We start from the raw sequence: 22,932 nt of genomic DNA, 5'->3' as shown, positions 1-22,932 counted from the left end.
CACTGGCGAAGACCGGCTCAAGGGCCTCTTCGCCGGCAAGCCGGCTCCTACAGGTCGGTGCAGAAAGGGAAGCGCGAACATGGGCACAGGCTTTTTTTCCTCGTGGACATTCTGGGCCCTGTTGTCGGCAATTTTCGCCGCGTTGACGGCGATCTTCGCCAAAGTCGGGATAGAAAACGTCAATTCAGACTTCGCCACCCTGCTGCGTACCGTGGTGGTTCTTGTCAGCCTGGCCTTGATTTTGTACGCAACGGGCCAATATCAGTCCCTGGGATCAATTTCCCCCAAGAGCTACCTGTTCCTGCTGCTGTCCGGGCTGGCCACCGGGGCTTCCTGGTTGTGCTATTTCCGCGCCTTGAAACTCGGCCCCGCTTCATTGGTGGCACCGGTGGACAAGCTCAGCGTGGTGTTCGTCGCGATCATCGGCGTGTGCCTGCTGGGAGAGAAGCTCGACCTGCGGCAGTGGAGCGGAATCGGCTTGATCACCGCAGGTGTGGTGCTACTGGCACTGCGCCGCTAACGGCTTTCGGGTTGAACCAGAGCCAGGTCTGCGGGGACCAAAAACCTATCGGCGAGCATGACGCCTGGCGAAGCTGAACCGAGGCTGTCAGGCAAAAGCCCGAAACATTATGCCGCTCGCCACTGACACTTCACCTGTGCAATATGGCGCGCGTGCCATCCACAAATGGGAACCCCCTTTATGAAACGTTTTCTTAGCATCGCCATGGCGCTGTGCATCGGCCTGACGATGAGCCTCGACGCCAACGCCAAGCGCTTTGGTGGCGGCAAAAGCGTCGGCGCTGCCCCGACCCACCAAACCCGCCAGGCGGCGCCAACCGCTCCGGGCGCTCCCGCCGCTGCAGCCACCGCGGGCGCAGCCGGTGCCGCGGGCGCTGCTGCCAAGGCCGGCGGTGCTTCGCGCTGGCTCGGCCCTCTGGCCGGCATCGCTGCCGGTGGCCTGCTGGCCTCCATGTTCATGGGCGGCGGCTTCCAGGGCATGCAGATCTTCGACATCCTGATCATGGCGGTCATCGCCTTCGTGATCTTCCGCTTCATCGCCGCTCGTCGCCGCAAGCAGCAGGAGCAATACGCTCCAGCCGGCCACGCGCCGATGCAGCGCGAAGCCTTCGAGCCCCAGCAGCCTGCCGGCGGTTCGATCTTCGGTGGTTCGCCAGCGCCTGCCGCGCGTCCGGTAATCAACGCACCGGCCTGGTTCAATGAAGAGCGCTTCATTGAAGCGGCGCGCAGCCACTTCCAGTCCCTGCAGCAACACTGGGACGCCAACGAAATGGACAAGATCGCCGAGTTCGTGACCCCACAGATGCTGCAGTTCCTGAAACAGGAACGTGCCGATCTGGGCGACGGCTTCCAGTCGACCTACATCGACAACCTGCAAGTGCAGCTCGAAGGTGTGGATGACCGTGCCGACAAGACCATCGCCACCCTGACCTTCAGCGGTGTGTCGAAGACCTCGCGCTTCGACCAGGGCGAAGTGTTCAGCGAAAGCTGGAACATGGAACGCGCCCAGGGCGACAACCAGCCATGGCTGGTAGCAGGTATCCGCCAGAACGGCTGATTCATTCTGCTGTCACAGCTGTAAGGCAAAACCCCGACTCAGGTCGGGGTTTTGCATTTCACGATTGCACTTATAGCGAGCTACTGTATAAACCGCCGTCAAACAACCGCGCCATAGAGCTAAGAGGACCCAGGCCGTGGAAGAAGTCATCGAACAACTCCGGGAAGCCAACGAACCGGTACCCGTCCCCCTGGAACTGCCGGACGAAGACCAACTGGTGGAAATTGAAGAACAGCTGTTCATCAATATCCCGTTCGTCTTCAAGGAGTTCCTGTTGACGGTCAGCGACGTGGTTTACGGCAGCCTGGAACCTGTGACCGTCACCGATCCGCAATCCCACACCTACCTGCCGGAAGTGGCTGCGACCGCCTGGGACATGGGCGTGCCGCGTGAGCTGATCCCGATCTGCCAGGACGGCGACGATTACTACTGCGTCGAGGAAGACGGCACCGTGGTGCTGTGGTCCGGCGAGGAAGAGCTGATCACCGAAGAATCCTGGGAATCGGTGTGGCACTGGGCGCGGGACGTCTGGCTGGAAAGCTGAGACGCCGCCGCGGCTGCGTACACCGCGGCGACTGAAACAGCTCGCCGGCACCCTGCCGGCGAGCGGCAAGGTCAATGCCCACTGTTGTCCTTGCTGTGGTCGAAGGTTTCGATCAGCGCCACCTGCATCCGCGTATGCACACGGATGAACCAGCGCCACAGGACCGCGGCCACCGCCGCCGCCACTACGGCGATCAACACCAGCAGTTCCAGGGTCGGCAGGATGCTCGACGAGAGCGCCGCCAGCAGCAGGAAAATCACCAGCAGCGACAGGATCGGGATCACCTCGGCGATCACCCGACGCACTCGCTGGGTATGGCGCCCGGCCATTTCCGGCTTGACCCCCATCTCCGCCAGCAACATCGACAGTGCCTTGAGCTTGCGATAGGCAGCAATCAGGAACGGCAGCGAAAGCAGCAGCGCCCCGCCCCAGATCAAGGCTTTCTGCCAGCTCGGCTCACTGACCCAATCTTCCAGGTAGGTGCCAATGCGCTTGGCGAAATAGCCACCGGAAAAGAAGATCGCCACCACCAGCGCCAGGTTCACCCCCACTTGCAGCAGGATCTTGCGGATCATCGTCGCCAGCAGCGCACCCTCGCCCTGGGGCTGGATGCTGCGCAACCACTCGCCATACATGCCCAGTACCCGGCTCAGGCGCTTGGGCAGGACCCCTGCCAGCTTCAGCGATAGCGGGTCCGCGGCACGGATCAGGTAGGGCGTGAGCAAGGTGGTGATGGCGGACACCGCCACCGCTACCGGGTAGAGGAAGTCGCTGGTGACCTGCAGGGTCATGCCCAGTGCGGCGATGATGAAGGAAAATTCGCCAATCTGTGACAGGCCCATGCCTACCCGCAGTGAGGTGCGTCCATCATTGCCGGCGATAAAGGCCCCCATGCCGCAGGACAGCATCTTGCCCAGCACCACCGCCACCGTGATCACGGCAATCGGCCAGGCGTATTGCAGGAGGATCTGCGGGTCGATCATCAGGCCGATGGCGACGAAGAAGATTGCGCTGAACAGGTCGCGAACCGGTTCGATCAGCCGCTCGATCTTCAGCAGCTGGCGAGACTCGGCCATGATCGCACCGATCAGGAAGGCCCCCAGGACCATGCTGTACTCCAGTTTGACCACCAGCAGGCAGAAGCCGAAACACAGCCCCAGCACGGTGATCAGCAGCATCTCGTTGCTGTCGAACCTGGCCACGTAGGCCAGCAGGCGCGGCACCAGCAGGATGCCGATCACCAGCGCCACGATCATGAACAGCGAAAGCTTGCCGACGGTGGAGAACACCTCGCCGGAACTCACCGTACCGCTGACCGCGATGCTCGACAGCAAGGCGATGATGCCGATGCCGAGGATGTCCTCGACGATCAGTACGCCGAAGATCAGCTGGGCGAAGCGCTCGTTCTTCATCTTCAGGTCATTGAGCGCCTTGACGATGATGGTGGTGGAGGAAATGGCCAGGATCGCCCCGAGGAACAGCGAATCCATGGTGCTCCAGCCGAACCAGCGGCCGATCTCGTAGCCGATCCAGATCATCAGGACGATTTCCAGGAACGCCGCGATAAAGGCCGTGGCCCCGACCTTGAACAGCTTGCGCAGGCTGAATTCCAGCCCCAGGCAGAACATCAGGAAAATCACCCCCAGCTCGGCCAGGGTCTTGATGGTCTGTTCGTCGTGGATCAGCCCGAAAGGCGGAGTGTGAGGGCCGATGATGAAGCCGGCGACTATGTAGCCCAGCACGACAGGCTGCTTGAGGCGATGGAAGAGGATGGTCACCACGCCTGCGACCAGCATGATCACGGCCAGGTCCTGAATGAAGCTGATGGCATGCATGGCCGGGGCTCTCCTTGGAATGCTGGGCGGGGGTGATCGCCTAAAAAGAATGTTCTGATCAGTAGAAGGAAATATCCAAAATAGAAGCGGAAAATGCCCTGGAACGGGTGTTTTGCAGGTTAACACCGCGACTTCCGGCAGGAAGGCGGTGCAATATTAGGAAACAGATCCACCAGGGCGTGACGACGTGGCCCGGCCCGGCGTCCCGTTATCGATGGTTTGAAAACCCTTTGGAGCCAGCACCCGCAGAGGTGCTCCAGCAACCCCTGCCCAGAACCGTGAGCGTGCTATGGAACCCGGAAACGCCCAACTGTCGATGACGGTATTGATGACCCCTGACATGGCCAATTTCTCTGGCAATGTCCACGGCGGCACCTTGCTCAAGTACCTCGATGAAGTCGCCTATGCCTGCGCCAGCCGTTACGCCGGCCGCTACGTGGTGACCCTGTCGGTGGACCAGGTGATCTTCCGCGAGCCGATCCATGTCGGCGAGCTGGTGACCTTCCTGGCCTCGGTCAACTACACCGGCAACACCTCCATGGAGGTGGGCATCAAGGTGGTCACCGAGAATATCCGCGAGCGTTCGGTGCGCCACACCAACAGCTGCTTCTTCACCATGGTGGCGGTGGACGACCAGCGCAAGCCGGCCCAGGTGCCGCCGCTGCAGCCGGAAACCGCCGACGGCAAGCGACGCTTTATCCAGGCCCGGCAGCGCCGGCAGATCCGCCAGGAACTGGAACAGCGCTACCGGGAAATCAAGGCCGACGGCCCTTGATGCTCAAGCTGCACCGCTGATTCAGCAGGGCCACGGACGGTCCTCCCCCCTCCAGAGCTTCCAGCGCTCCGCCGCCACACTCCAACACCCGCCAGCAGGCTTCTGCGGTCATCCTGAATGGCCAGATCCATCCCTTTTTGACCACATCGAGAGTTATGCCCCCAGGGCACCGCTGCCAGAATCGAAGGGCAAGGCACAAACGCACTCCCCGCCCGGGGAGCCTTCGAGCCAACGAACGCGTGAGAACAATAAAAATGCCCAGCGCCAATGCTCTTTCCAGCAGCCCCCCTGCGTCCGCCCATAACGCCAGCCTCGATGGCGGCTTCACCCACAGTGCCCAGGGCACCTCGCTGCGGCGCATCCTCGGCCTGCCGGCCCTGGTGTTCTTCGGCCTGGTGTACATGGTCCCGCTGACCGTCTTCACCACCTACGGCGTGGTCACCCAACTCACCGGCGGGCGCACCGCCGCAGCCTATGTGATCACCCTGCTGGCGATGATCTTCACCGCCCTTTCCTACAGCGTAATGGTCAAGAAATACCCCATTGCCGGCTCAGCCTATTCCTACGCCAGCCTCAGTTTCGGCCCGGGCATCGGCTTCCTTGCCGGCTGGTCGCTGCTGCTGGATTACCTGTTCCTGCCGATGATCAATTACCTGGTGATCGGCCTGTTCCTCAACCTGGCCTTCCCCGCCGTGCCCGCCTGGGTCTTCGTGGTGGCGACCATCAGCCTGGTGACGCTGCTGAACATCCGCGGCATCGGCTCGGTATCGAGCATGAGCAACCTGATCGTCTGCGCGCAGATGGTCTTCGTGGTGGTGTTCGTGGCCCTGGTGGTCCGCCAGTTGGCAGGGGCCGAGAGCCTGGACCTGAGCGCACCCTGGGTCGGCGATGGCAGCCAGGATGGGCTGTTGCCGCTGATGGCGGGGGCCGCGGTGCTGTGCCTGTCGTTCCTGGGCTTTGACGCGGTGTCGACCCTGGCCGAGGAAACCCGCGACCCGCGCCGGGACATCCCCCGGGCAATCGTCATCACCACCCTGGGCGCCGGCCTGCTGTTCATCCTGCTGGCCATGACCAGCCAGCTGGCGTTCCCCGGCAGCAGTTTCAAGGACGCCGACTCGGCGGCCAGCGAGGTCATGCTGCACGCCGGCGGACGCTTCCTGGAGATGTTCTTCACCGCCACCTATGTCGCCGGCGCCGCCGGTTCGGCCCTGGCATCCCAGGCCTCGGTATCGCGCATTCTGTTCAGCATGGGCCGTGACGGCATCCTGCCACGTCGGGTGTTCGGTACCCTGTCCGAGCGCTACAAGACCCCGGTGGTGGCCATTGTCCTGGTGTCGCTGGTGTCATTGCTGGCGGTGGTCATCGACCTCACCACCCTGGCGTCGATGATCAGCTTCGGTGCACTGGTGGCGTTCTCGGTGGTCAACCTGGCGGTGATCAAGAGTCACCTGGGCCAGAGCCAGCCGCGCAGCACCGCACGGCTGTTGCAGTACGGCCTGCTGCCGTTGATCGGCTTTGCCCTGATCGCCTGGCTGTGGACCAGCCTTTCGGCCCTGACCCTGGGCATCGGCCTGGCCTGGTTCGCCCTGGGCCTGCTGTACCTGGGCATACACACCCGGGGCTTTCGCCAGCCCGCGCCGACCGTGCAGTTTTCCGAGCAGGCCTGAGCCCGCCTCAGAAGCCGATCGGCGTGGCCTCGAAGCGCACCCGTGGGTGGGCGATGCGGTCCTGGGCGCGCACCAGCTCCAGCTCGTAACTGGCGCAGGCCTGGGTTTCCAGCAGTACTTCATGCACCGCCGCGGCGGTGAATTCGAAGGCCGCCACCAGGCTGTCCCCCAACAATACCCGGGCCAGGAACAGGCCTGAGGTCAGGTCGCCCACCCCCACCGGCTGGCGCGGGAACGCCAGTAATGGACGGCGCAGGTGCCAGCTGCCGTCAGCGGTCACCAGCAGCATCTCGAAACCGTCCGCCAGCTTGCCCGGGTAGTCCAGGTGCTTGACCAGCACCGCCCTGGGGCCCTTGTCCAGCAGCGACCGGGCCATGCCCAGGCAGTCGAACAGCGATTGCGGCTTGCGCCCGCAGAAGCTGTCCAGCTCCAGCTGGTTGGGGCAGAGAAAATCCGCCATGGCCACGGCCTCGTCCAGCAGGAAGTCGCTGACTTCAGCCGGCACGCTGCAGCCCTTCTCCGGATGGCCCATCACCGGGTCACACAAGTACAGGGCCTTGGGATTGACTGCCTTGATCCGCGCCACACCGCTGAGGATCGCCCGGCCCTGGGCCGCGCTGCCCAGGTAGCCGGACAGCACCGCGTCGCAGTTGCCCAGCTCGCCGATGGCGGCAATGCCTTCCACCAGCTCGGGAATCTGCTGTGGCGCCAGCACTTCCCCGGCCCACTGACCATACTGAGTGTGGTTGGAGAACTGCACCGTATTCAGCGGCCAGACATTCACCCCAACCCGCTGCATGGGGAATACCGCGGCACTGTTGCCGGCGTGGCCGAAAACCACATGGGACTGGATCGCAAGCAGGTGGGGCGTACGTTTCATGCAGGATTTTCCATAAAACCGGTGGAATTCAAGCCGCGCAGTATGCGACTAAACGCAGCCTGTACGACAGACCGGAGTCGCAGTTAAGCTGACGCCACCTCGTTGGAGCAAACCTTCATGCTGACCCTTGGAAACATCTTTGTGCTGATGCTACTGGCAACCGCTGCTGCCTGGCTGTGGCACAACCACGGCCTGCGCGAACGGGCCCTGGAGCGGGTCAAGCAGCACTGCGCGCGGCTCGACATCGAGTTGCTGGACGGTAATGTGGCGCTCAAGCGCATCGGTTTCGTCAAGGATGGCAATGGCCGGCGGCGCCTGGCGCGGGTCTACAACTTCGAGTTCACCGTGACCGGGGAAACCCGTCATGCCGGGACCATCACCCAGTTCGGCGCCCACAGCGCCCATATCGAGCTGGCGCCCTACCCGTTCGAAGCCAAGGAGCCCCTGCCCAGTGCCGAGGTGATCGAGCTGAGCCAGTGGCGCGAGGAACATCGCAAGTTCAAGCCGTAAGAGTGGCGTGCACGCCGTTTCCTACAGGCGACAGGCATCGAGACTGGCCTGCAGAACGGCAATGTCCTGAGGGCTACTGAAGATCAGTTCCAGGCGCGAATCCCGGCGCCATTCGCTGGGCAGCCAGTTCAGCGGTGAATTATCCAGCCCGTTGCCCGACCGCCAGCCTTGATCACTGTGGAGCACCAGCTTGGCCCGGCGCCAGTCGAGGTTCTGCAGCCAGTGCTCGACCCGGACCAGATCGAACTGTTGGCTGGGGTGCCAGCGCCAGCCGATGCTCCAGCCATCCTCCTGGGACTGGCTGAGGCAGATCGGCAGCGCCGGATCGCTCCACACGGCCGGCAACTGGGCCAGGCCCTGGGGAATGTCCGACTGCTCCAGGGCCGCTTCGGCGCTGGCTCCCAGGCCCGGCAGCTCGGCCAGGGGCAAGGCGGCATGGCGGGTCCAGAACAAGGGAAGGTCCGGCAATTGCTCCAGCACCCGCAACCTGTCGCTGTCGCTGAGCAGTTCGTCCTTGTTCAGTACCAGCAGGCCGGCGCTGGACAGCGCATCCTGCTGTGCCCGGGGCAACGGCTTGCCAGCGGCCAGCGCCTGGGCATCCAGGACCAGCACGCAGGGTTGTACCGCCAGCACGCCCTTCCAGGGCGCTTCATTCAACTGCTTGAGCAATTGCGCCGGGTGGCCGAGGCCCGAGGGCTCGATAAGCAGGCGGTCCGGCCGGGCCTTGCGCAACAGGCGGCCCAGGCCCACCTGGAACGGTGCACCGTTGACGCAGCACAGGCAGCCGCCGGCCACTTCGCCCAGGGCGATGCCATCTTCGTCGCGGGTCAGCAAGGCCGCGTCCAGGCCGATCTGGCCAAACTCGTTGATCAGCACTGCCCAGCGCTCAGCGGCCGGGCGCTGGCTCAGCAGATGGCGAATCAGGCTGGTCTTGCCGGCGCCCAGGGGGCCGGCGATCACGTGGGTGGGGATGTTCTGCAGCATGGGAAGGGGTCCGGGAAACCTGTGAGGTGATGCTACGCCCTTCCCGCCCTGGGCGAAAATCCGCTCGATTCGACGCCGCTCTTGGGAGCGCTGAAGGTCCTGCGGAGCTTCGCCCAGGCTCGGCAAGCGGCTGCACGGGCCTAGGTCAGCCCAGCCAATCGAGGGTGAGGAGCAGCCGGCGTGCCCCTGGCGCTGGCTGCGGCGAGCGGTGGATCAGGCCAAAGCCTTCGTTGCCGTGCCATTTCTCGCCCTTGAACAGCGCCACGTCGCCGCTGGCGATCTGCTGGATCTGTGCCGGGTCCCGTGGTTCGCCCTCGGCCTGCCCCAGTTTCCTGCGGTCCATGGCGCCTTCGCGCAGCCATTGGCTGCCGACTCCGGCGTAGGTGGTAATCAGCCGCACCGGTACATGGTCCACGTGAAACCGCGGGCACATGGCCTTGTCCAGGACCCGCAGGCGCAGCCCGACGCGCCTGGCCCCGAGCAGGCAGGCAAAAGCGCTGACCAGCCAGGCAACATCGGCGATAAAGCCTTCATAACCCTGCAGATCACTGAACCCCGAAGCCAGGCCGCGCAGATTGGGTTGCGCGTCTTCGTCGGGCAGTTCCAGGGACAGGGATTCGGCCAGCGGCTGGTCCAGGGACAGCAGCAACTCGGCGAAGTCGGCGATGTGGGCCGGCAACTGGCGCTGCCACAGGCCGAGATTGACCTCATCCTCCAGCACCTGGGCGAGCACCGCCGGGGTGCTGCCGATGGCCTGGCGGCGAGAGACCGGCGCGGTCACGCTCGGCAGCAGCAGCCATCTGGGCGGATTGGCCAGTGGAGTCACCGGCAAGTTCAGGGTCAGCATCAGGCCGCTTCCTCATCATGCCAGGGGCCAAAGGGATCGTTCAGCAGGCTCCAGCCCTCGACGCCGAGGGCCATTTCATCGTCATCCAGCAGGCACAGGTCGAGCTCCGCGCAAAGCCGGGTGAAGTCGATGTTCTGGCCGATGAACACCAGTTCCTGGCGGCAATCGCCGGTGGCCGCGGTCCAGTTGTGCATGATCGCCGCGGTGCCTTCTTCGTCCTGGGGCCAGTGCTGCTTAGGCACGAAGCGCCACCAGCGCCCGGCAAAGCCATGGCGCATCAGGCCACCGGCCTGGGACCAGCTGCCGGCTTCCTGGTACTTGCTGGCCAGCCAGAAGAAGCCCTTGGAGCGCAGCAGCTTGCCGTTGACCCAGGGCCGGTTGATGAAGTCGAAGAAGCGCTGGGGATGGAACGGCCGCCGCGCCCGGTAGGCGGTGGAAGCGATACCGTACTCCTCGGTTTCCGGCACATGCTCGCCGCGCAACTCCCGCAGCCAGCCCGGTGCCTGGGCCGCGCGCTCGAAATCGAAGCGCCCGGTATTGAGGATCTTCGCCAGCGGCACCTGGCCCATGACCATGGGCACGATCTCGGCCTGGGCATTGAGGCTCTTGAGGATGGCCAGCAGTTCCTGGCGCTGGTCGCTGCTGATCAGGTCGATCTTGCTGACCAGGATCACGTCGGCGAACTCCACCTGTTCGATCAGCAGGTCGCTGATGGAACGTTCATCGTCTTCGCCCAGGGTTTCGCCCCGGGAAGCCAGGCTTTGCGCGGCCTGGTAGTCGAGCAGGAAATTCATGCCGTCGACCACCGTGACCATGGTGTCGAGCCGGGCGATATCCGCCAGGCTCTGGCCGGATTCATCGCGAAAGGTGAAGGTTTCCGCCACCGGCAGCGGCTCGGAAATCCCGGTGGATTCGATCAGCAGGTAGTCGAAGCGCCCGTCGCGGGCCAGCTTGCCCACTTCCTCCAGCAGGTCTTCGCGCAGGGTGCAGCAGATGCAGCCGTTGCTCATTTCCACCAGTTTTTCTTCGGCGCGGTTTAGGCTGACATCGCGCTGCACTTCGCTGCCATCGATGTTGATTTCGCTCATGTCGTTGACGATCACCGCCACCCGCAGGTGGTCGCGGTTGCGCAGGATGTGATTGAGCAAGGTGCTTTTGCCGGCGCCGAGAAAGCCGGACAGCACGGTAACGGGGAGACGGTCGGTCATGGGTTGTTCCTCATCAGGATCGCGGCTGGGTCAAAGCGCCCGTTGATGGCGTTCGCGCAGCTCTTGGCGTTCTTTGGCTTCGATACACAGGGTGGCGGTGGGCCGCAGCAGCAGGCGCTTGAGGCCGATGGGCTCGCCGGTGTCGCGGCACCAGCCGTATTCGCCACGGGCCAGGCGCTCCAGGGCTTCGTCGATCTTGTCCAGGAGCTTCTTTTCCCGCTCCAGCAGGCGCAGTTGCCACTGGCGCTGCTCTTCGGCACTGCCGATGTCGGCGGGGTCGCTGTGGGGTTCCTGCTCGCGCAGCTGGTCGAACTCGCCGGCAATGCGCTCCTGCAGATCACTGCGCTGGGCCAGCAGCAGCTGGCGAAAGAAGCCCTGCTGGGCTTCGTTCATGTAGTGCGTCTCGGGTTGGGCGAGAAGGTCTTGTTCAGTCATGGCGAGTCACGGGTCAGGCTGTGTTTTTATGTTATATTATAACAACACAAATTAGCCAACCTTCCCTTGCCGCCCACGACGAAGGGCGCGATGCTGCGCCCCTGTCGTCACGAGAATCGCCATGCGCCCTGTCCTGCCCACCCTGCTTTCAGGCCTGTTGCTGCTGGCTGGTCACGCCAGCGCGGCGGTGCCCAGTACCCTGGCCACCTGCACCCGCAGCGCCACTCTGCTGGCCTGCGTCGACCCGCTGGGCAACGCCTACAGCGTCGCCACGGCCGGCAGCACCACCTACCTGCGCGGCTTCGAGGTGATCGGCAAGCGCTATTGGGCGCAGACCAACAGCCGCTACGGGCAGCTGACGTTCTTCACCGGCCTGGCCTCCGACGGCGAGGCCTGGGTGGGCTACAGCCAGCGCGTGGGCTGGACCACGCGCAACCGCTTTTCCAGCTCCGGCGGCAGCCGCGGGCAGTTCACCTGCAGCCGCATCAGCGGCTGCTAGCTCCCTTTCCCGTACCGCCTGCGTAGGAGCCGGCTTGCCAGCGAAGACATCCTCAGCCACAACACCCACCGGCCTCTTCGCCGGCAAGCCGGCTCCTGCAGGTCGGCGTTCAGGCGGGGCGGTTGTTCTTGGTTTCCTGGAGCCAGGCCATGTAGCTGTTAACCGGTGGGTTTTTCTCGAAGTAGCGCTGCAGGCCGTTGAACAGGCCATCGGCAATCGCCTGCTGGTGGCGCGCGGTGACCAGGCGCTGGCTGTCGCGGCTGTTGGAGATGAAGCCGGTTTCCACCAGGATCGACGGCACGTCCGGTGACTTGAGCACCGCAAAACCGGCCTGTTCCACACGCTTCTGATGCAGGGTGGTAATGCCCGACAGGCTCTGCAGCACAGTCCCGCCCAATTGCAGGCTGGCGGCGATGGTGGCGTTCATCGACATGTCGACAATCACCCCCGCCAGCATCGGATCCTTGTCCTTGAGGTTGAGCAGCGTCGTCGCCCCCAGCAGGTCGGCGCCGTTTTCCCGCTGGGCCATCAAGCGCGCGGTGGCCGAGGTGGCGCCACCTTCGGACAGGGCGTACACCGATGCGCCGGATGCGGTAAGCCGCGGCGCGGCATCGGCATGCACCGAGATGAACATGTCGGCCTGGTGCTTGCGGGCAATCTCCACGCGTTTGCGCAGCGGCACGAAAAAATCATCGTTGCGCACCAGCTTCACGTCGAAACCCTTCTCGCGCTTGAGCCGCTTGGCCAGCAGGCGGGCGATGGCCAGCACCACATCCTTCTCCCGTTCGCCCTTGGCCCCCACGGCGCCCGGGTCCTTGCCGCCATGGCCGGGGTCTACTACCACGATGATGTCGCGCTTGGGATGGGGCTTGCCTGTCGTGGCCTCGGGCTTGGCCAGCGGCGCGGCGGCCGCAGCGATCGGCAGGGGCTGCCTGGTGGCCTTGGACAGATCCAGCACCAGCCGATGGCCCTGGCCATCCTGGGGCGGCAGGAGAAAACTGTGGAGCTGCACCGGCTCGCGCAGGTCGAGGACGATCCGCGTATCGCCCTGGCCGAAGTGCCCGGAACGAATGGCGCGGATCACCGTGTTGGCCAGGGCCAGCTGGCTGAAATCACCGCTCAGGCGCGCGCCGTTCAAGTCGATGATCAAGCGCTCCGGGGCACTCAAGCTGAAGGTCTTGTATTGCACCGGGCCGCTCAGATCGAGCACCAGCCGCAACTTTTCTGCGTCCTTCCACAATCGTGCGTTGCGGATCTGCGCGGCGCGGACACTCCAGGGAAACATCAGGGCCGTACCGGCCAACAGCAGGTTGAGCAATTGACGTCTGTGCATGGCAAATACCGCGAAAAAAGGAGCATCCCTACTCACAAGACAAGATGAACAACCGTCGAGGAAAAATTTCCCATCGAACGTATTGTTATAATATAACATGTGAAATCACTTCCCACGACGGACCTGTTCATGAACGCGCTGACTCTGCCGGATATCGCCGCGCAGGCCTCACGCCAAGCCTTGCCCCTGGAATGGGTGGGCATGTGCGGCATTGCCTTACCTGTAGTGATCAACAACCAGCCAAGCGCAGCCAAGGCCGATGCCGGTGTCAGCCTCGACGATGGCGAGGCCCGGGGCATTCACATGTCACGCCTGTATCTGGCCCTGGAAATGCTGGAACAGGAGAACCTCACCCCCGCTCTGCTCCGGCGGATCTTGCAGCGTTTTCTCGATAGCCATGAAGGCCTGGCCCACAGCGCCTACCTGCGCATTCAGTTGGATCTGCTGTTGAAACGCCCGGCCTTGGTCAGCCCGTTGGCCGGCTGGAAAAGCTACCCGCTGAGTATCGAAGCGCGGCTGAAAAACGCGATGTTCCACGTGGAACTAAAAATCGACGTGCCTTATTCCTCCACTTGCCCCTGTTCGGCGGCGCTGGCGCGGCAGTTGATCCAGCAGCAGTTCATCGAAGATTTTGCCAACCGGCCATTGCAACACGCCGACGTCCTGGCCTGGCTGGGCTCGCCCCAGGGCATCGTCGCGACGCCCCATAGCCAGCGCAGCAACGCGGCATTGCATCTGCGCCTGGATGACTTCATCGACGAACTGCCGTTGATTGCCCTGATCAACGATGCGGAAAACGCCCTGGGCACCGCCGTGCAAACCGCGGTCAAGCGTGCCGACGAGCAGGCCTTCGCCCTGGCCAACGGGCAGAACCTGATGTTCTGCGAAGACGCCGCCCGCCGCCTGAACCTAGCCCTGCGCCGTTCCCCCGGAATCAACGCCTTTCAATTGCGGGTCGTGCACGCCGAAAGCCTGCATGCCCATGACGCCGTGGCCGAAAGCCGCTGGAACTGGGAGGCCTGATGATCCGCTGCGAACACCTGCGTTGGGGCGCTCCGGGGCAACCCCTGACTCCAGCCCTGGATCTGCACCTGCCCAGGGCCAGCCTGAGCGCGATCATTGGCGCCAACGGATCGGGCAAGAGCAGCTTGTTGAAAGTCATCGCCGGGCTGCAGAAACCACTCGCGGGCAAGATCCACCTCGGCACTGCCCGAGGCGGCTTGTCCTTCTTGCCGCAGCAGCAACACCTGGATCGACAGTTCCCCATCAGCCTGGAAGAACTGGTGGCCGGCGGCTTCTGGGGCAAGCGTGAACCGGCCAGAGTCAGGGCAGAAAAGCTGCGCACGGTCCTCGAAGACTGGTGCCTGAGCGGCCTGGAAAAGCGCCCGTTGATGGCCCTTTCCGGTGGTGAATTACAACGTGCCCTGCTCGCCCGATTGAGCCTGACCGAAGCCCCCTTGCTGCTGTTGGACGAGCCCCACGCCGCCCTCGACGAAACCGGCCAGGCCCTGCTCTGGCGTCACTTGTACAACTGGCACGCTCAGGGCCGGACCCTGGTGGTGGTCTGCCATGACCTGGCCGCCGTGCGCCAGCACATCCCCCAGACCCTGCTGGTAAAAAGCAGTGGCTGCGTATTCGGCCCCAGCCTGGAGCTGATCGCCCCACAATCCTGCGCGCAGGTGGCTTGATGCACTTCGCCGCACATTTCTGGCAGCCGTTCAGCGAATTCCTGTTCATGCGTCGGGCCCTGCTCGGCGGCCTGCTGCTGGCCTGCAGCACCGCGCCCCTGGGGGTGTTCCTGATCTTGCGGCGCATGAGCCTGATCGGTGACGCCGTGGCCCACGGCATTCTCCCGGGCGCCGCCCTGGGCTTCTGGTTCGCCGGTCTCAGCCTGCCGGCGCTGACCCTGGGCGGCCTCGGTGCCGGGTTGGGCATGGCCGGGCTGGCCGCCTGGATCACCCGGCGCACCGGCCTGCGGGAAGACGCCAGCATCGCCGCCATCTACCCCATTTCCCTGGCCAGCGGCGTGCTGATCCTCGGGCTGGCGGGCAAGCGCCTGGACCTCTTGCACCTGCTGTTCGGCTCGGCCCTGGCGGTGGATGGCACGACCCTGAACGGCATGCTGCTGGTCTCGCTCTTCAGCCTGCTGGCCATGGCGCTGATCTACAAAGCCCTGCTGCTGGACACCCTAGACCCGCTGTTCCTGCACAGCGTCAGCCGCCTCGGCCCCCTGGCCCACGGCCTGTTCCTGACCCTGGTGGTGCTCAACCTGGTGATAGGTTTCCAGGCCATCGGCGCGCTGATGGTGGTGGGCCTGATGATGCTGCCGGCCGCCGCCTCGCGTTTCTGGAGCCGACGCCTGCCCGCCCTGATCGGCATCGCCGCGCTGTTTGGCTGCCTCTCGGTGTGGCTTGGCCTGCTGCTGTCGTTCCATTACTCGCTGCCCAGCGGCCCGGCCATCGTGCTGGTGGCCGGCGGCCTGTACCTGCTGTCCGTGGTGTTCGGTCCGGTGCACGGCTTGCTGCACCGCCCACCTTTGCTCACATCCCCATGAGGTGTTTCCCGATGCGCGCTCTACTCGTGCTGTTCAGCCTGCTGTTGCCTTTGTCGCTGCCTACTGCCCAGGCGGCGGACAAGCTGGCGGTGGTCACCAGCTTCAGCATCCTCGCCGACATGACCCGCCAGGTCGGCGGTGAGCATGTGCACATCAACAACCTGGTGGGTGCCGACGAGGATGCCCACACCTACGAGCCGAGCCCGGATGACGCCAAGGCCCTGCTCAAGGCCCGGCTGATCATCAAGAATGGCCTGGGTTTCGAACCCTGGCTGGACCGCCTGGTGGCCAGCACCGCCACCCAGGCCCAGGTCGTCACTGCCAGCCGCGGGGTTATTCCGCGCACCCTGGAGGAAGACGGCGAAAGCGTTCCCGACCCTCATGCCTGGCACAACCTGGCCAACAGCGAGCTCTATGTGAGCAACATCACCAAGGCGCTGATCGCTGCCGACCCGGCCCACCAGGCCGACTACCAGCGCAACAGCCAGGCCTACCTGAAACAGATCTATCGCCTGCTGGCCGAGGCCAAGGCCAAGCTCGGTTCCCTGCCCCCGGGCAACCGCAAGATCGTCACCTCCCACGACGCCTTCGGCTACCTGGGCCAGGCCTACGGTATCGACTTCATGGCGCCCCAGGGCCTGTCCACCGAGCGTGAACCTTCAGCCGCCGAAGTGGCTGCGCTGATCACCCAGATCCGCAACGCCAAGGTCAAGGCAGTGTTCATGGAGAACATCAAGGACGCCCGCCTGCTCAAGCAGATCGCCGACGAAAGCGGCGCCCATATCGGCGGCACCCTGTACTCCGATGCGCTCTCGGCCAGCGGTCCGGCCAGTACCTTCACCGGCCTGTTCGAGTACAACCTCGACACCCTGTACGAGGCCCTGAGCCGACCATGATCCGCCGCCCACCGCTGTCGCTGCTGGATCTGGAAGCCGCGCCCCAAGGCAGCCGCTGGGCCTTGACCGCAGTGCTCGACGCCCTGCCCTGGAACAGCGACGGCCTGATCGCCGCCATTGCCCAGCAGCACGACAGCGGCGAGGTGCTGATGCTGGCCTGGATGAACCGCCAGGCCCTGGGCGAAACCCTGGCCAGCGGCCAGGCCTGCTACTGGTCGCGCTCGCGTCGCTGCCTGTGGCGCAAAGGCGAAAGCTCCGGGCATCGCCAGCGCCTGATCGAAGCGCGCCTGGACTGCGACGGCGATGCCGTGCTGCTGCTAGTGGATCAGCAAGGACCGGCCTGCCACACCGGGCGCCCCAACTGTTTCTACAACGCCATTCGCGATGGCGCGGTGGAAGTCATCAGTTCCCCCTTGAAGGACTCGCGCCATGATTCGTAAAAACCCCTCCGGCGATCTGCCCGTGATCGCCGAATCCGCCTACGTCGACAAGACGGCCATCATCTGCGGCAAGGTAGTGATCGGCGACAACGTCTTCGTCGGCCCCTACGCGGTGATCCGCGCCGACGAAGTGGACGCCAGCGGCCAGATGCAAGCCATCACCATCGGCGCCAACTCGAACATCCAGGATGGCGTGGTGATCCACTCCAAATCCGGCGCGGCGGTGACCATCGGCCAGCACACTTCCATCGCCCACCGCTCCATCGTCCATGGCCCCTGCGTGGTCGGCGACCGAGTGTTCATCGGTTTCAACAGCGTGCTGTTCAACTGCGAAGTGGGCGACGGCAGCGTAGTTCGACACAACTCCGTGGTGGATGGCCGCGACCTGCCGCCGGGTTTCTACGTGCCCTCCACCACCCGCATCGGGCCCAAGACCGACCTGGCGCAGTTCCCTCCCGTGAGTGTCAGCGCCTCGGAGTTTTCCGAAGACGTGGCGCGCACCAACGTCGACCTGGTGCGTGGCTACAAGGCCCTGCAGAACGAGTTTTGAGCATGAGCCGAATTCTCATCCGCAACGCCCGCCTGGTGAACGAAGGGCGCGAATTCGACGCCGACGTGCTGGTGGCGCACGGACGCATCGACACCATCGGCAGCCTGGACCACCTCAGCGCCGAGATCGAAATCGACGCCCGCGGCCAGTGGCTGCTGCCGGGCATGATCGACGACCAGGTGCACTTTCGCGACCCCGGCGCGCCGGACAAGGGCAGCCTGTACAGCGAGTCGCGGGCGGCGGTGGCCGGTGGCATCACCAGCTTCATGGACATGCCCAACACCTCGCCGGCGACCCTGGATCTTGCCGCCCTGAACGACAAGAAGCGCCGCGCAGCGAGCGTTTCGGTGGCCAACTATGGCTTTCACTTCGGGGTCAGCAACGACAACCTCGACCTCGTCGCCGCCCTGGACCCCACGGAGGTGGCCGGGGTCAAGGTGTTCATGGGGGCCTCCACCGGCAACATGCTGGTGGACGATCCCGAGGTGCTGGACCGGCTGTTCCGCCAGGTGCCGACCCTGCTCCTGGCCCACTGCGAATACACCCCCAGCATCCAGGCCCGGCAACAGCGCTGGCTGCAACTCTATGGCGAGCAGATTCCCGCCGCCGCCCACCCGCACATCCGCGATGCCGAGGCCTGCTTTCGCTCCTCATCCCTGGCGGTGGAACTGGCGAAGAAACACGGCACCCGCCTGCACGTGCTGCACCTGACCAGCGCCCGGGAACTGGCGCTGTTCGAGGACCGGCCCCTGGCGCAAAAGCGCATCACCGCCGAGGTCTGCGTACATCACCTGCTGTTCGATGACCGCGACTACCCGCGCCTCGGCCACCTGATCAAATGCAACCCGGCGATCAAGACCCAGGCCGATCGCGATGCCCTGCGCCAGGCCCTGAACAGCCAGCGCCTGGATGTCATCGGCACCGACCACGCGCCCCATACCTGGGAGCAGAAACAGCTGCCTTACAGCCGCGCGCCCTCCGGCCTGCCGCTGGTGCAGCATGCATTGCCAGCGCTGCTGGAACTGGTGGCCGACCGGGTGCTGCCCCTGACCACCCTGGTGGAAAAAACCAGCCACCGAGTCGCCGACCTGTTCGCCATTCCCGATCGCGGCTACCTGCGCGAAGGCTACTGGGCCGACCTGGTGCTGGTCCGCGCCGAGCCCACAGGCCTGGCCGTGGACAGCCAGCCAATCCTCGCCCACTGCGGCTGGACGCCCTTTGCCGGCCAGCGCTTTCGCCACAGCGTCAGCAGCACCCTGGTGTCGGGCCAGCTCGCCTGGCACCAGGGCCGCCTGTACGACGACTGTCAGGGCCTGCCCCTGCGCTTCACCCGTTAATAGCCCGACCCCAAGGACCGCCGAAGATGATCCGCATCACCCTGCCTGATGGCGCGTGCCGTGAGTACGACCAGCCGTTGTCCGTTTTCGAGGTGGCCGCCAGCATCGGCAGCGGCCTGGCCAAGGCCGCCGTGGCCGGGCGAGTGAACGGCCAACTGGTGGACTGTGACTACCTGTTGCACAGCGACGCCCGCTTGAGCATCGTCACTGCCCGCGACCCCGAGGGCCTGGAAGTACTGCGCCACTCCTGCGCGCACCTGCTGGCGATGGCGGTGAAACAGCTGTTCCCCTCGGCGCAGGTGGCCATCGGCCCGGTGATCGAGGATGGCTTCTTCTACGACTTCGCCTACGAGCGCCCCTTCACCCCAGAGGACCTGGAACTGATCGAGGCGCGCATGCATAGCCTGGCCGCCACCAATCATTCGGTGCGCCGCCGGGAATTGTCCCGGGAGCAGGCCCTGCAGCATTTCGCCGACCTGGGCGAGCACTACAAGGTCGAGCTGATCCGCGACTTGCCGCCAGATGCTGTGCTGTCGCTGTACCGTCAAGGGGATTTCGAAGATTTGTGCCGTGGGCCACACCTGCGTTCCACTGGCCAACTGCGCGCCTTCAAGCTGACCAAGGTGGCCGGAGCCTACTGGCGCGGCGACGCCCGCAACGCACCGCTGCAGCGGATCTACGGCACCTGCTGGGGCACCCGCCCGGAACTTGAGGCCTACCTGTTGCGCCTGGAACAGGCGCAACAGCGCGACCACCGTAAGCTCGGCCAGCAGCTGGATCTGTTCCATTTCGACGACTGCGCGCCGGGCTCGGTGTTCTGGCACGCCAAGGGCTGGACCCTGTTCCAGGAACTGATCGGCTACATGCGCAGGCGCCAGGAACAGGCCGGCTACCAGGAAGTGAACACCCCCGACGTGATGGACCGCGGCCTCTGGGAAACCTCCGGGCACTGGCAGAACTACCGCGACCACATGTTCACCACCACCACGCAAGACCAGCGCACCTTCGCCCTCAAGCCGATGAACTGCCCCGGCGCGGTGGCGATCTTCGGGCATGGCCGCAAGAGTTACCGCGACCTGCCACTGCGCATCGCCGAGTTCGGCAAAGTCCACCGCTACGAACCTTCAGGGGCCCTGCACGGCCTGTTGCGAGTGCGCCATTTCACCCAGGACGACGCCCACATCTTCTGCACCCCGCAACAGATGCAAAGCGAATGCGCCGCCACCATTGCCCTGGTATTCGACATCTACAAGGAGTTCGGTTTCGACCAGGTGGCGGTGAAGCTTTCGACCCGCCCCGACCACCGCATCGGCAGCGATGAGGTCTGGGACCAACTGGAAAAGGCCCTGGTCGGTGCCTTGCAGAGCATGCACATCGACTACCGGATCAACCCCGGGGAAGGCGCCTTCTACGGCCCCAAGCTGGAGTTCGTGCTGCGCGACGCCATCGGTCGCGACTGGCAGTGCGGCACTCTGCAGGTGGACCTCAACCTGCCCGAGCGCTTCGCCATCAGCTACATCGACGAGCGCGGCGAACGCTGCCAGCCGGTGATGCTGCACCGGGCGTTGTTTGGTTCCCTGGAACGCTTCATCGGCATTCTCCTGGAACACCATGGCGGCGCCCTGCCCCTGTGGCTGGCACCGCAACAAGCGGTGGTGCTGAACATCAGCGAAGCCCAGGCCGACTACGCCCGGGCAATCAGCGACAGCTTGCGCCGTCACGGGCTGCGGGCCAGCGCCGACCTGCGCAACGAAAAGATCGGCTACAAGATTCGCGAACACAGCCTGCAGAAAGTGCCTTACCTGCTGGTGGTCGGGGAAAAGGAAAAGGACGGAGGCTACGTCAGCCTGCGCAGCCGAAATGGCGAAGACCTGGGCCGCCTGAGCCTGGAGCAGGCCCTGGCCCGGATGCGCTAGACGCTGCCCGGGGCACGAGCAGCGCCAGCGTCAGCCAAAAGTCAGGAGGCGCGGGGTTTGACCGTGCCGCAGTCCTGGCCCAGCCACACGGCACGGGTGTCCATGCTGCCCTTCTGCTGCAGGCCGGTGGCGTTGAAGGTGCCGGCCACGTTGGTGGTGAACTCACGATCGCTGATGAACGTGGCCACTCCATTGCCCTGGGCCTTGGGGCAACTGAAGCGGAACTTCCATTGATTGCCACTGCGTTCGGTCACCTGCTGCTGGCAACCCGACTGCGGGTCCTGCAGCGGGATGGTGTCCGACTGCACCTGGGCCGGTGTCAGGCACACGCGAATCCCCTTGCCGCCCATGGTCACACCCTGTTTCTCCAGCATCGCCCGCTGTTGCGGGGTCATCTGCTGCTGCAACTGGCCGAGGATCAGCGACAGGTCCGGCATGTTCTGGTCGTCGATCTTCATATTGCTGCTGGTCAGCTCCCACAACCCCGGCTGCAGCATCTGCGCCTGCGCCACCACCGGAAGCGCCAACCCCGCCGCCAAGGCCCAACCCAGTAAACGAAGTTTCATCGAATGACTCCTAGACAATAGTGGCCGTTAGACTTCAGCCGGGGCACGGTGTTGCATGCAGAATAAAATAGCGACATTCACCGTGGAACATGGTCTGTTAGGCATTGAATCTTCAGGAGCAAGGCTGCCCCATGGATTATTTTGGCCCGCACATCTTCGGCTATCTCATCGCACTGCTGCATTTTCTCGGGTTGATCGCCGCGATCCACGCGGTACTCACCGTCAGGACCGCCCAGGGCGCCATCGCCTGGGCCCTGTCGCTGCTGTTCATGCCCTACCTGACCCTGATTCCCTACCTGGTGTTTGGTCGCAGTACCTTCGACGCCTACATCCAGGCCCGGCGTCAGGCCAATGTGGAAATGCACAAAGCCATCAATGAGCTGAACTGGCGCCCCTGGGTGGAAGAAGCCCTAACCGCCCGCGCCTCCAAGGCCTACGCCTCGCTGCGGGCCATGCCCAAGCTGGGGCGCATGCCGTGCCTGGCCAACAATCAGGTGCGCCTGCTGGTCAACGGCGACGCCACCTTCGAAGCGATCTTCAATGCCATCCGCCGCTCCCACAAGGCGGTGCTGATCCAGTTCTTCATCATCCACGACGATGAACTGGGCCGGCGCCTGCAACGCCTGCTGCTGGAAAAGGCCGCCGAGGGCGTGTCGATCCACCTGCTCTACGACCGCATCGGCAGCCACTCCCTGCCCGCCAGCTACGTACAGACCCTGCGCGACGCCGGGGTCCAGGTGCACGCCTTCGCCACCCGCAGTGGCTGGCTCAACCGCTTCCAGGTGAACTTCCGCAATCACCGCAAGATCGTGGTGGTGGACGGCATGCTGGGGTTCGTCGGCGGGCATAACGTCGGTGACGAATACCTGGGCAAGAAGCCGCCCCTGGCGCCCTGGCGTGATACCCACGTGCAGGTCAGCGGACCGGTGGTGGCCTGCCTGCAGGAGTCCTTTGCCGAAGACTGGTTCTGGGCCGCCCGGGAACTGCCGCCGCTGATCCTCCCGGACACCTACCCGGACGACGGCGTGCTCTGCCAACTGCTGGCCAGCGGCCCGGCCGATGCCTACGAAACCTGCTCGCTGTTCTTTGTCGAGGCCATCCACGCGGCCACCGAGCGGGTGTGGATCACCAGCCCGTACTTCATTCCCGATGAGGCGGTGTTCGCTGCCCTGCGCCTGGCGGTGCTGCGGGGCGTGGATGTGCGCATCCTGCTGCCCGCCCGCCCGGACCACCGCATCGTCTATGCCGCCTCCAGCCTGTACGCCTTTGAAGCGGTGCGCGCCGGGGTGCGGGTATTCCGCTATCAGCCGGGATTCCTGCACCAGAAGGTGGTGCTGATCGACAACGAAATCAGCGCCATTGGCAGCGCCAACCTGGACAACCGTTCGTTCCGCCTGAATTTCGAAGTGATGCTGCTGACGGTGGACGACGACTTCGCCACCGAAGTGGAACACATGCTGGAAGCCGACTTCGCCAAGGCCCGGGAAATCGCCAAGGAAGAAAGCCGCCAGACCCACCGCCTGCAACAACTGGGCATGCGGGTCGCGCGGCTGATTTCTCCGATCCTTTAAGGGCCAAAC

24 protein-coding genes are annotated in these 22,932 nt (G+C 64.5%); 16 read left to right on the top strand and 8 right to left on the bottom strand.

The window, feature by feature from the left end; all coding sequences use genetic code 11:
* The first annotated feature begins 79 nt into the window (after nucleotides 1-79).
* The 3 genes from A9971_RS17430 to A9971_RS17420 all read left to right on the top strand — a co-directional run bounded on the left by A9971_RS17430 (nucleotide 80) and on the right by A9971_RS17420 (nucleotide 2,120).
* Complete coding sequence (locus A9971_RS17430) at nucleotides 80-520, top strand: EamA family transporter (RefSeq protein ID WP_011064328.1); 441 nt, start codon at nucleotides 80-82, stop codon at nucleotides 518-520.
* Nucleotides 521-700: 180 nt separating this feature from the next.
* Nucleotides 701-1,576: a Tim44 domain-containing protein gene (locus tag A9971_RS17425; protein ID WP_011064329.1), complete on the top strand. Its 876-nt coding sequence runs from the start codon at nucleotides 701-703 to the stop codon at nucleotides 1,574-1,576.
* Between the two features lie 136 nt (nucleotides 1,577-1,712).
* Nucleotides 1,713-2,120, top strand: coding sequence for an SMI1/KNR4 family protein (locus A9971_RS17420; protein ID WP_011064330.1), 408 nt, complete (start codon nucleotides 1,713-1,715; stop codon nucleotides 2,118-2,120).
* A 71-nt stretch (nucleotides 2,121-2,191) separates the two neighbouring features.
* Here A9971_RS17420 and A9971_RS17415 read toward each other — a convergent pair whose 3' ends face one another.
* Nucleotides 2,192-3,955: a cation:proton antiporter gene (locus A9971_RS17415; protein ID WP_011064331.1), complete on the bottom strand. Its 1,764-nt coding sequence runs from the start codon at nucleotides 3,953-3,955 to the stop codon at nucleotides 2,192-2,194.
* Nucleotides 3,956-4,244: 289 nt separating this feature from the next.
* On the opposite strand from A9971_RS17415, the gene A9971_RS17410 reads away from it, so the two are divergent.
* Nucleotides 4,245-4,730, top strand: a complete 486-nt coding sequence (locus A9971_RS17410; RefSeq protein ID WP_011064332.1) for an acyl-CoA thioesterase — start codon at nucleotides 4,245-4,247, stop codon at nucleotides 4,728-4,730.
* Nucleotides 4,731-4,984: 254 nt separating this feature from the next.
* Nucleotides 4,985-6,397, top strand: a complete 1,413-nt coding sequence (locus A9971_RS17405) for an APC family permease (protein ID WP_053160510.1) — start codon at nucleotides 4,985-4,987, stop codon at nucleotides 6,395-6,397.
* A gap of 7 nt (nucleotides 6,398-6,404) precedes the next feature.
* On the opposite strand, the gene pdxY is transcribed toward A9971_RS17405, so the two are convergent.
* Nucleotides 6,405-7,277, bottom strand: a complete 873-nt coding sequence (gene pdxY, locus A9971_RS17400; RefSeq protein WP_015637539.1) for a pyridoxal kinase PdxY — start codon at nucleotides 7,275-7,277, stop codon at nucleotides 6,405-6,407.
* 117 nt (nucleotides 7,278-7,394) lie between these two features.
* Here pdxY and A9971_RS17395 point away from each other — a divergent pair, with 117 nt between their 5' ends.
* Nucleotides 7,395-7,787: a DUF3301 domain-containing protein gene (locus A9971_RS17395; RefSeq protein WP_015637540.1), complete on the top strand. Its 393-nt coding sequence runs from the start codon at nucleotides 7,395-7,397 to the stop codon at nucleotides 7,785-7,787.
* Between the two features lie 21 nt (nucleotides 7,788-7,808).
* On the opposite strand, the gene A9971_RS17390 is transcribed toward A9971_RS17395, so the two are convergent.
* The 4 genes from A9971_RS17390 to dksA form a co-directional block, all read right to left on the bottom strand.
* Nucleotides 7,809-8,771: a GTP-binding protein gene (locus A9971_RS17390; RefSeq protein ID WP_015637541.1), complete on the bottom strand. Its 963-nt coding sequence runs from the start codon at nucleotides 8,769-8,771 to the stop codon at nucleotides 7,809-7,811.
* 145 nt (nucleotides 8,772-8,916) lie between these two features.
* Nucleotides 8,917-9,618, bottom strand: a complete 702-nt coding sequence (locus A9971_RS17385; RefSeq protein WP_183001260.1) for a DUF1826 domain-containing protein — start codon at nucleotides 9,616-9,618, stop codon at nucleotides 8,917-8,919.
* Nucleotides 9,618-10,826: a zinc metallochaperone GTPase ZigA gene (gene zigA, locus A9971_RS17380; protein WP_183001261.1), complete on the bottom strand. Its 1,209-nt coding sequence runs from the start codon at nucleotides 10,824-10,826 to the stop codon at nucleotides 9,618-9,620. The genes A9971_RS17385 and zigA overlap by 1 nt, the downstream gene beginning before the upstream one ends.
* 30 nt (nucleotides 10,827-10,856) lie before the next feature.
* Complete coding sequence (gene dksA / locus A9971_RS17375; RefSeq protein ID WP_011064339.1) at nucleotides 10,857-11,261, bottom strand: RNA polymerase-binding protein DksA; 405 nt, start codon at nucleotides 11,259-11,261, stop codon at nucleotides 10,857-10,859.
* Nucleotides 11,262-11,382: 121 nt separating this feature from the next.
* Here dksA and A9971_RS17370 point away from each other — a divergent pair, with 121 nt between their 5' ends.
* Complete coding sequence (locus tag A9971_RS17370) at nucleotides 11,383-11,760, top strand: hypothetical protein (RefSeq protein WP_015637544.1); 378 nt, start codon at nucleotides 11,383-11,385, stop codon at nucleotides 11,758-11,760.
* A 109-nt stretch (nucleotides 11,761-11,869) separates the two neighbouring features.
* Here A9971_RS17370 and A9971_RS17365 read toward each other — a convergent pair whose 3' ends face one another.
* Nucleotides 11,870-13,093 (bottom strand): N-acetylmuramoyl-L-alanine amidase, encoded by a 1,224-nt coding sequence (locus A9971_RS17365; protein WP_053160518.1) that lies wholly within the window; start codon nucleotides 13,091-13,093, stop codon nucleotides 11,870-11,872.
* Nucleotides 13,094-13,222: 129 nt separating this feature from the next.
* Here A9971_RS17365 and folE2 point away from each other — a divergent pair, with 129 nt between their 5' ends.
* Genes folE2 through thrS form a run of 8 tightly spaced genes read left to right on the top strand, consistent with a single transcriptional unit; the run spans nucleotide 13,223 to nucleotide 20,786 of the window.
* Entirely contained in the window at nucleotides 13,223-14,116 is an 894-nt protein-coding gene (folE2, locus tag A9971_RS17360; RefSeq protein WP_015637546.1) for a GTP cyclohydrolase FolE2, read from the top strand.
* Nucleotides 14,116-14,781 carry a metal ABC transporter ATP-binding protein gene (locus tag A9971_RS17355; RefSeq protein WP_015637547.1) on the top strand — a complete coding sequence of 222 codons (666 nt, stop codon included), beginning with the start codon at nucleotides 14,116-14,118 and terminating at the stop codon, nucleotides 14,779-14,781. The genes folE2 and A9971_RS17355 overlap by 1 nt, the downstream gene beginning before the upstream one ends.
* Nucleotides 14,781-15,647: a metal ABC transporter permease gene (locus tag A9971_RS17350; protein WP_183001262.1), complete on the top strand. Its 867-nt coding sequence runs from the start codon at nucleotides 14,781-14,783 to the stop codon at nucleotides 15,645-15,647. The genes A9971_RS17355 and A9971_RS17350 overlap by 1 nt, the downstream gene beginning before the upstream one ends.
* An 11-nt stretch (nucleotides 15,648-15,658) precedes the next feature.
* Nucleotides 15,659-16,543: a metal ABC transporter substrate-binding protein gene (locus A9971_RS17345; protein WP_123472586.1), complete on the top strand. Its 885-nt coding sequence runs from the start codon at nucleotides 15,659-15,661 to the stop codon at nucleotides 16,541-16,543.
* Entirely contained in the window at nucleotides 16,540-16,983 is a 444-nt protein-coding gene (gene hisI, locus A9971_RS17340; protein ID WP_019093405.1) for a phosphoribosyl-AMP cyclohydrolase, read from the top strand. The genes A9971_RS17345 and hisI overlap by 4 nt, the downstream gene beginning before the upstream one ends.
* On the top strand, nucleotides 16,973-17,533 hold the full coding sequence (locus A9971_RS17335) for a DapH/DapD/GlmU-related protein (protein WP_011064347.1): 561 nt from the start codon (nucleotides 16,973-16,975) through the stop codon (nucleotides 17,531-17,533). Before hisI ends, A9971_RS17335 begins: the two co-directional genes overlap by 11 nt.
* A gap of 2 nt (nucleotides 17,534-17,535) precedes the next feature.
* Entirely contained in the window at nucleotides 17,536-18,870 is a 1,335-nt protein-coding gene (locus tag A9971_RS17330) for a dihydroorotase (protein WP_183001263.1), read from the top strand.
* A 26-nt stretch (nucleotides 18,871-18,896) separates the two neighbouring features.
* Nucleotides 18,897-20,786 (top strand): threonine--tRNA ligase, encoded by a 1,890-nt coding sequence (gene thrS / locus A9971_RS17325; protein WP_053154735.1) that lies wholly within the window; start codon nucleotides 18,897-18,899, stop codon nucleotides 20,784-20,786.
* 41 nt (nucleotides 20,787-20,827) lie between these two features.
* Here the strand turns inward: thrS and A9971_RS17320 are convergent, their stop codons facing one another.
* Nucleotides 20,828-21,352 (bottom strand): DUF3617 domain-containing protein, encoded by a 525-nt coding sequence (locus A9971_RS17320; protein ID WP_011064350.1) that lies wholly within the window; start codon nucleotides 21,350-21,352, stop codon nucleotides 20,828-20,830.
* Nucleotides 21,353-21,483: 131 nt separating this feature from the next.
* On the opposite strand from A9971_RS17320, the gene cls reads away from it, so the two are divergent.
* Nucleotides 21,484-22,923 (top strand): cardiolipin synthase, encoded by a 1,440-nt coding sequence (gene cls, locus A9971_RS17315; RefSeq protein ID WP_015637553.1) that lies wholly within the window; start codon nucleotides 21,484-21,486, stop codon nucleotides 22,921-22,923.
* The last annotated feature ends 9 nt before the right edge of the window (nucleotides 22,924-22,932 follow it).

The organism is Pseudomonas sp. UME65 (genome assembly GCF_014170225.1).
Taxonomy (GTDB): Bacteria; Pseudomonadota; Gammaproteobacteria; order Pseudomonadales; family Pseudomonadaceae; genus Aquipseudomonas; species Aquipseudomonas protegens.
The sequence above is the reverse complement of the archived record's forward strand: the minus strand, read 5'-3'. Positions and strand labels throughout refer to the sequence as shown.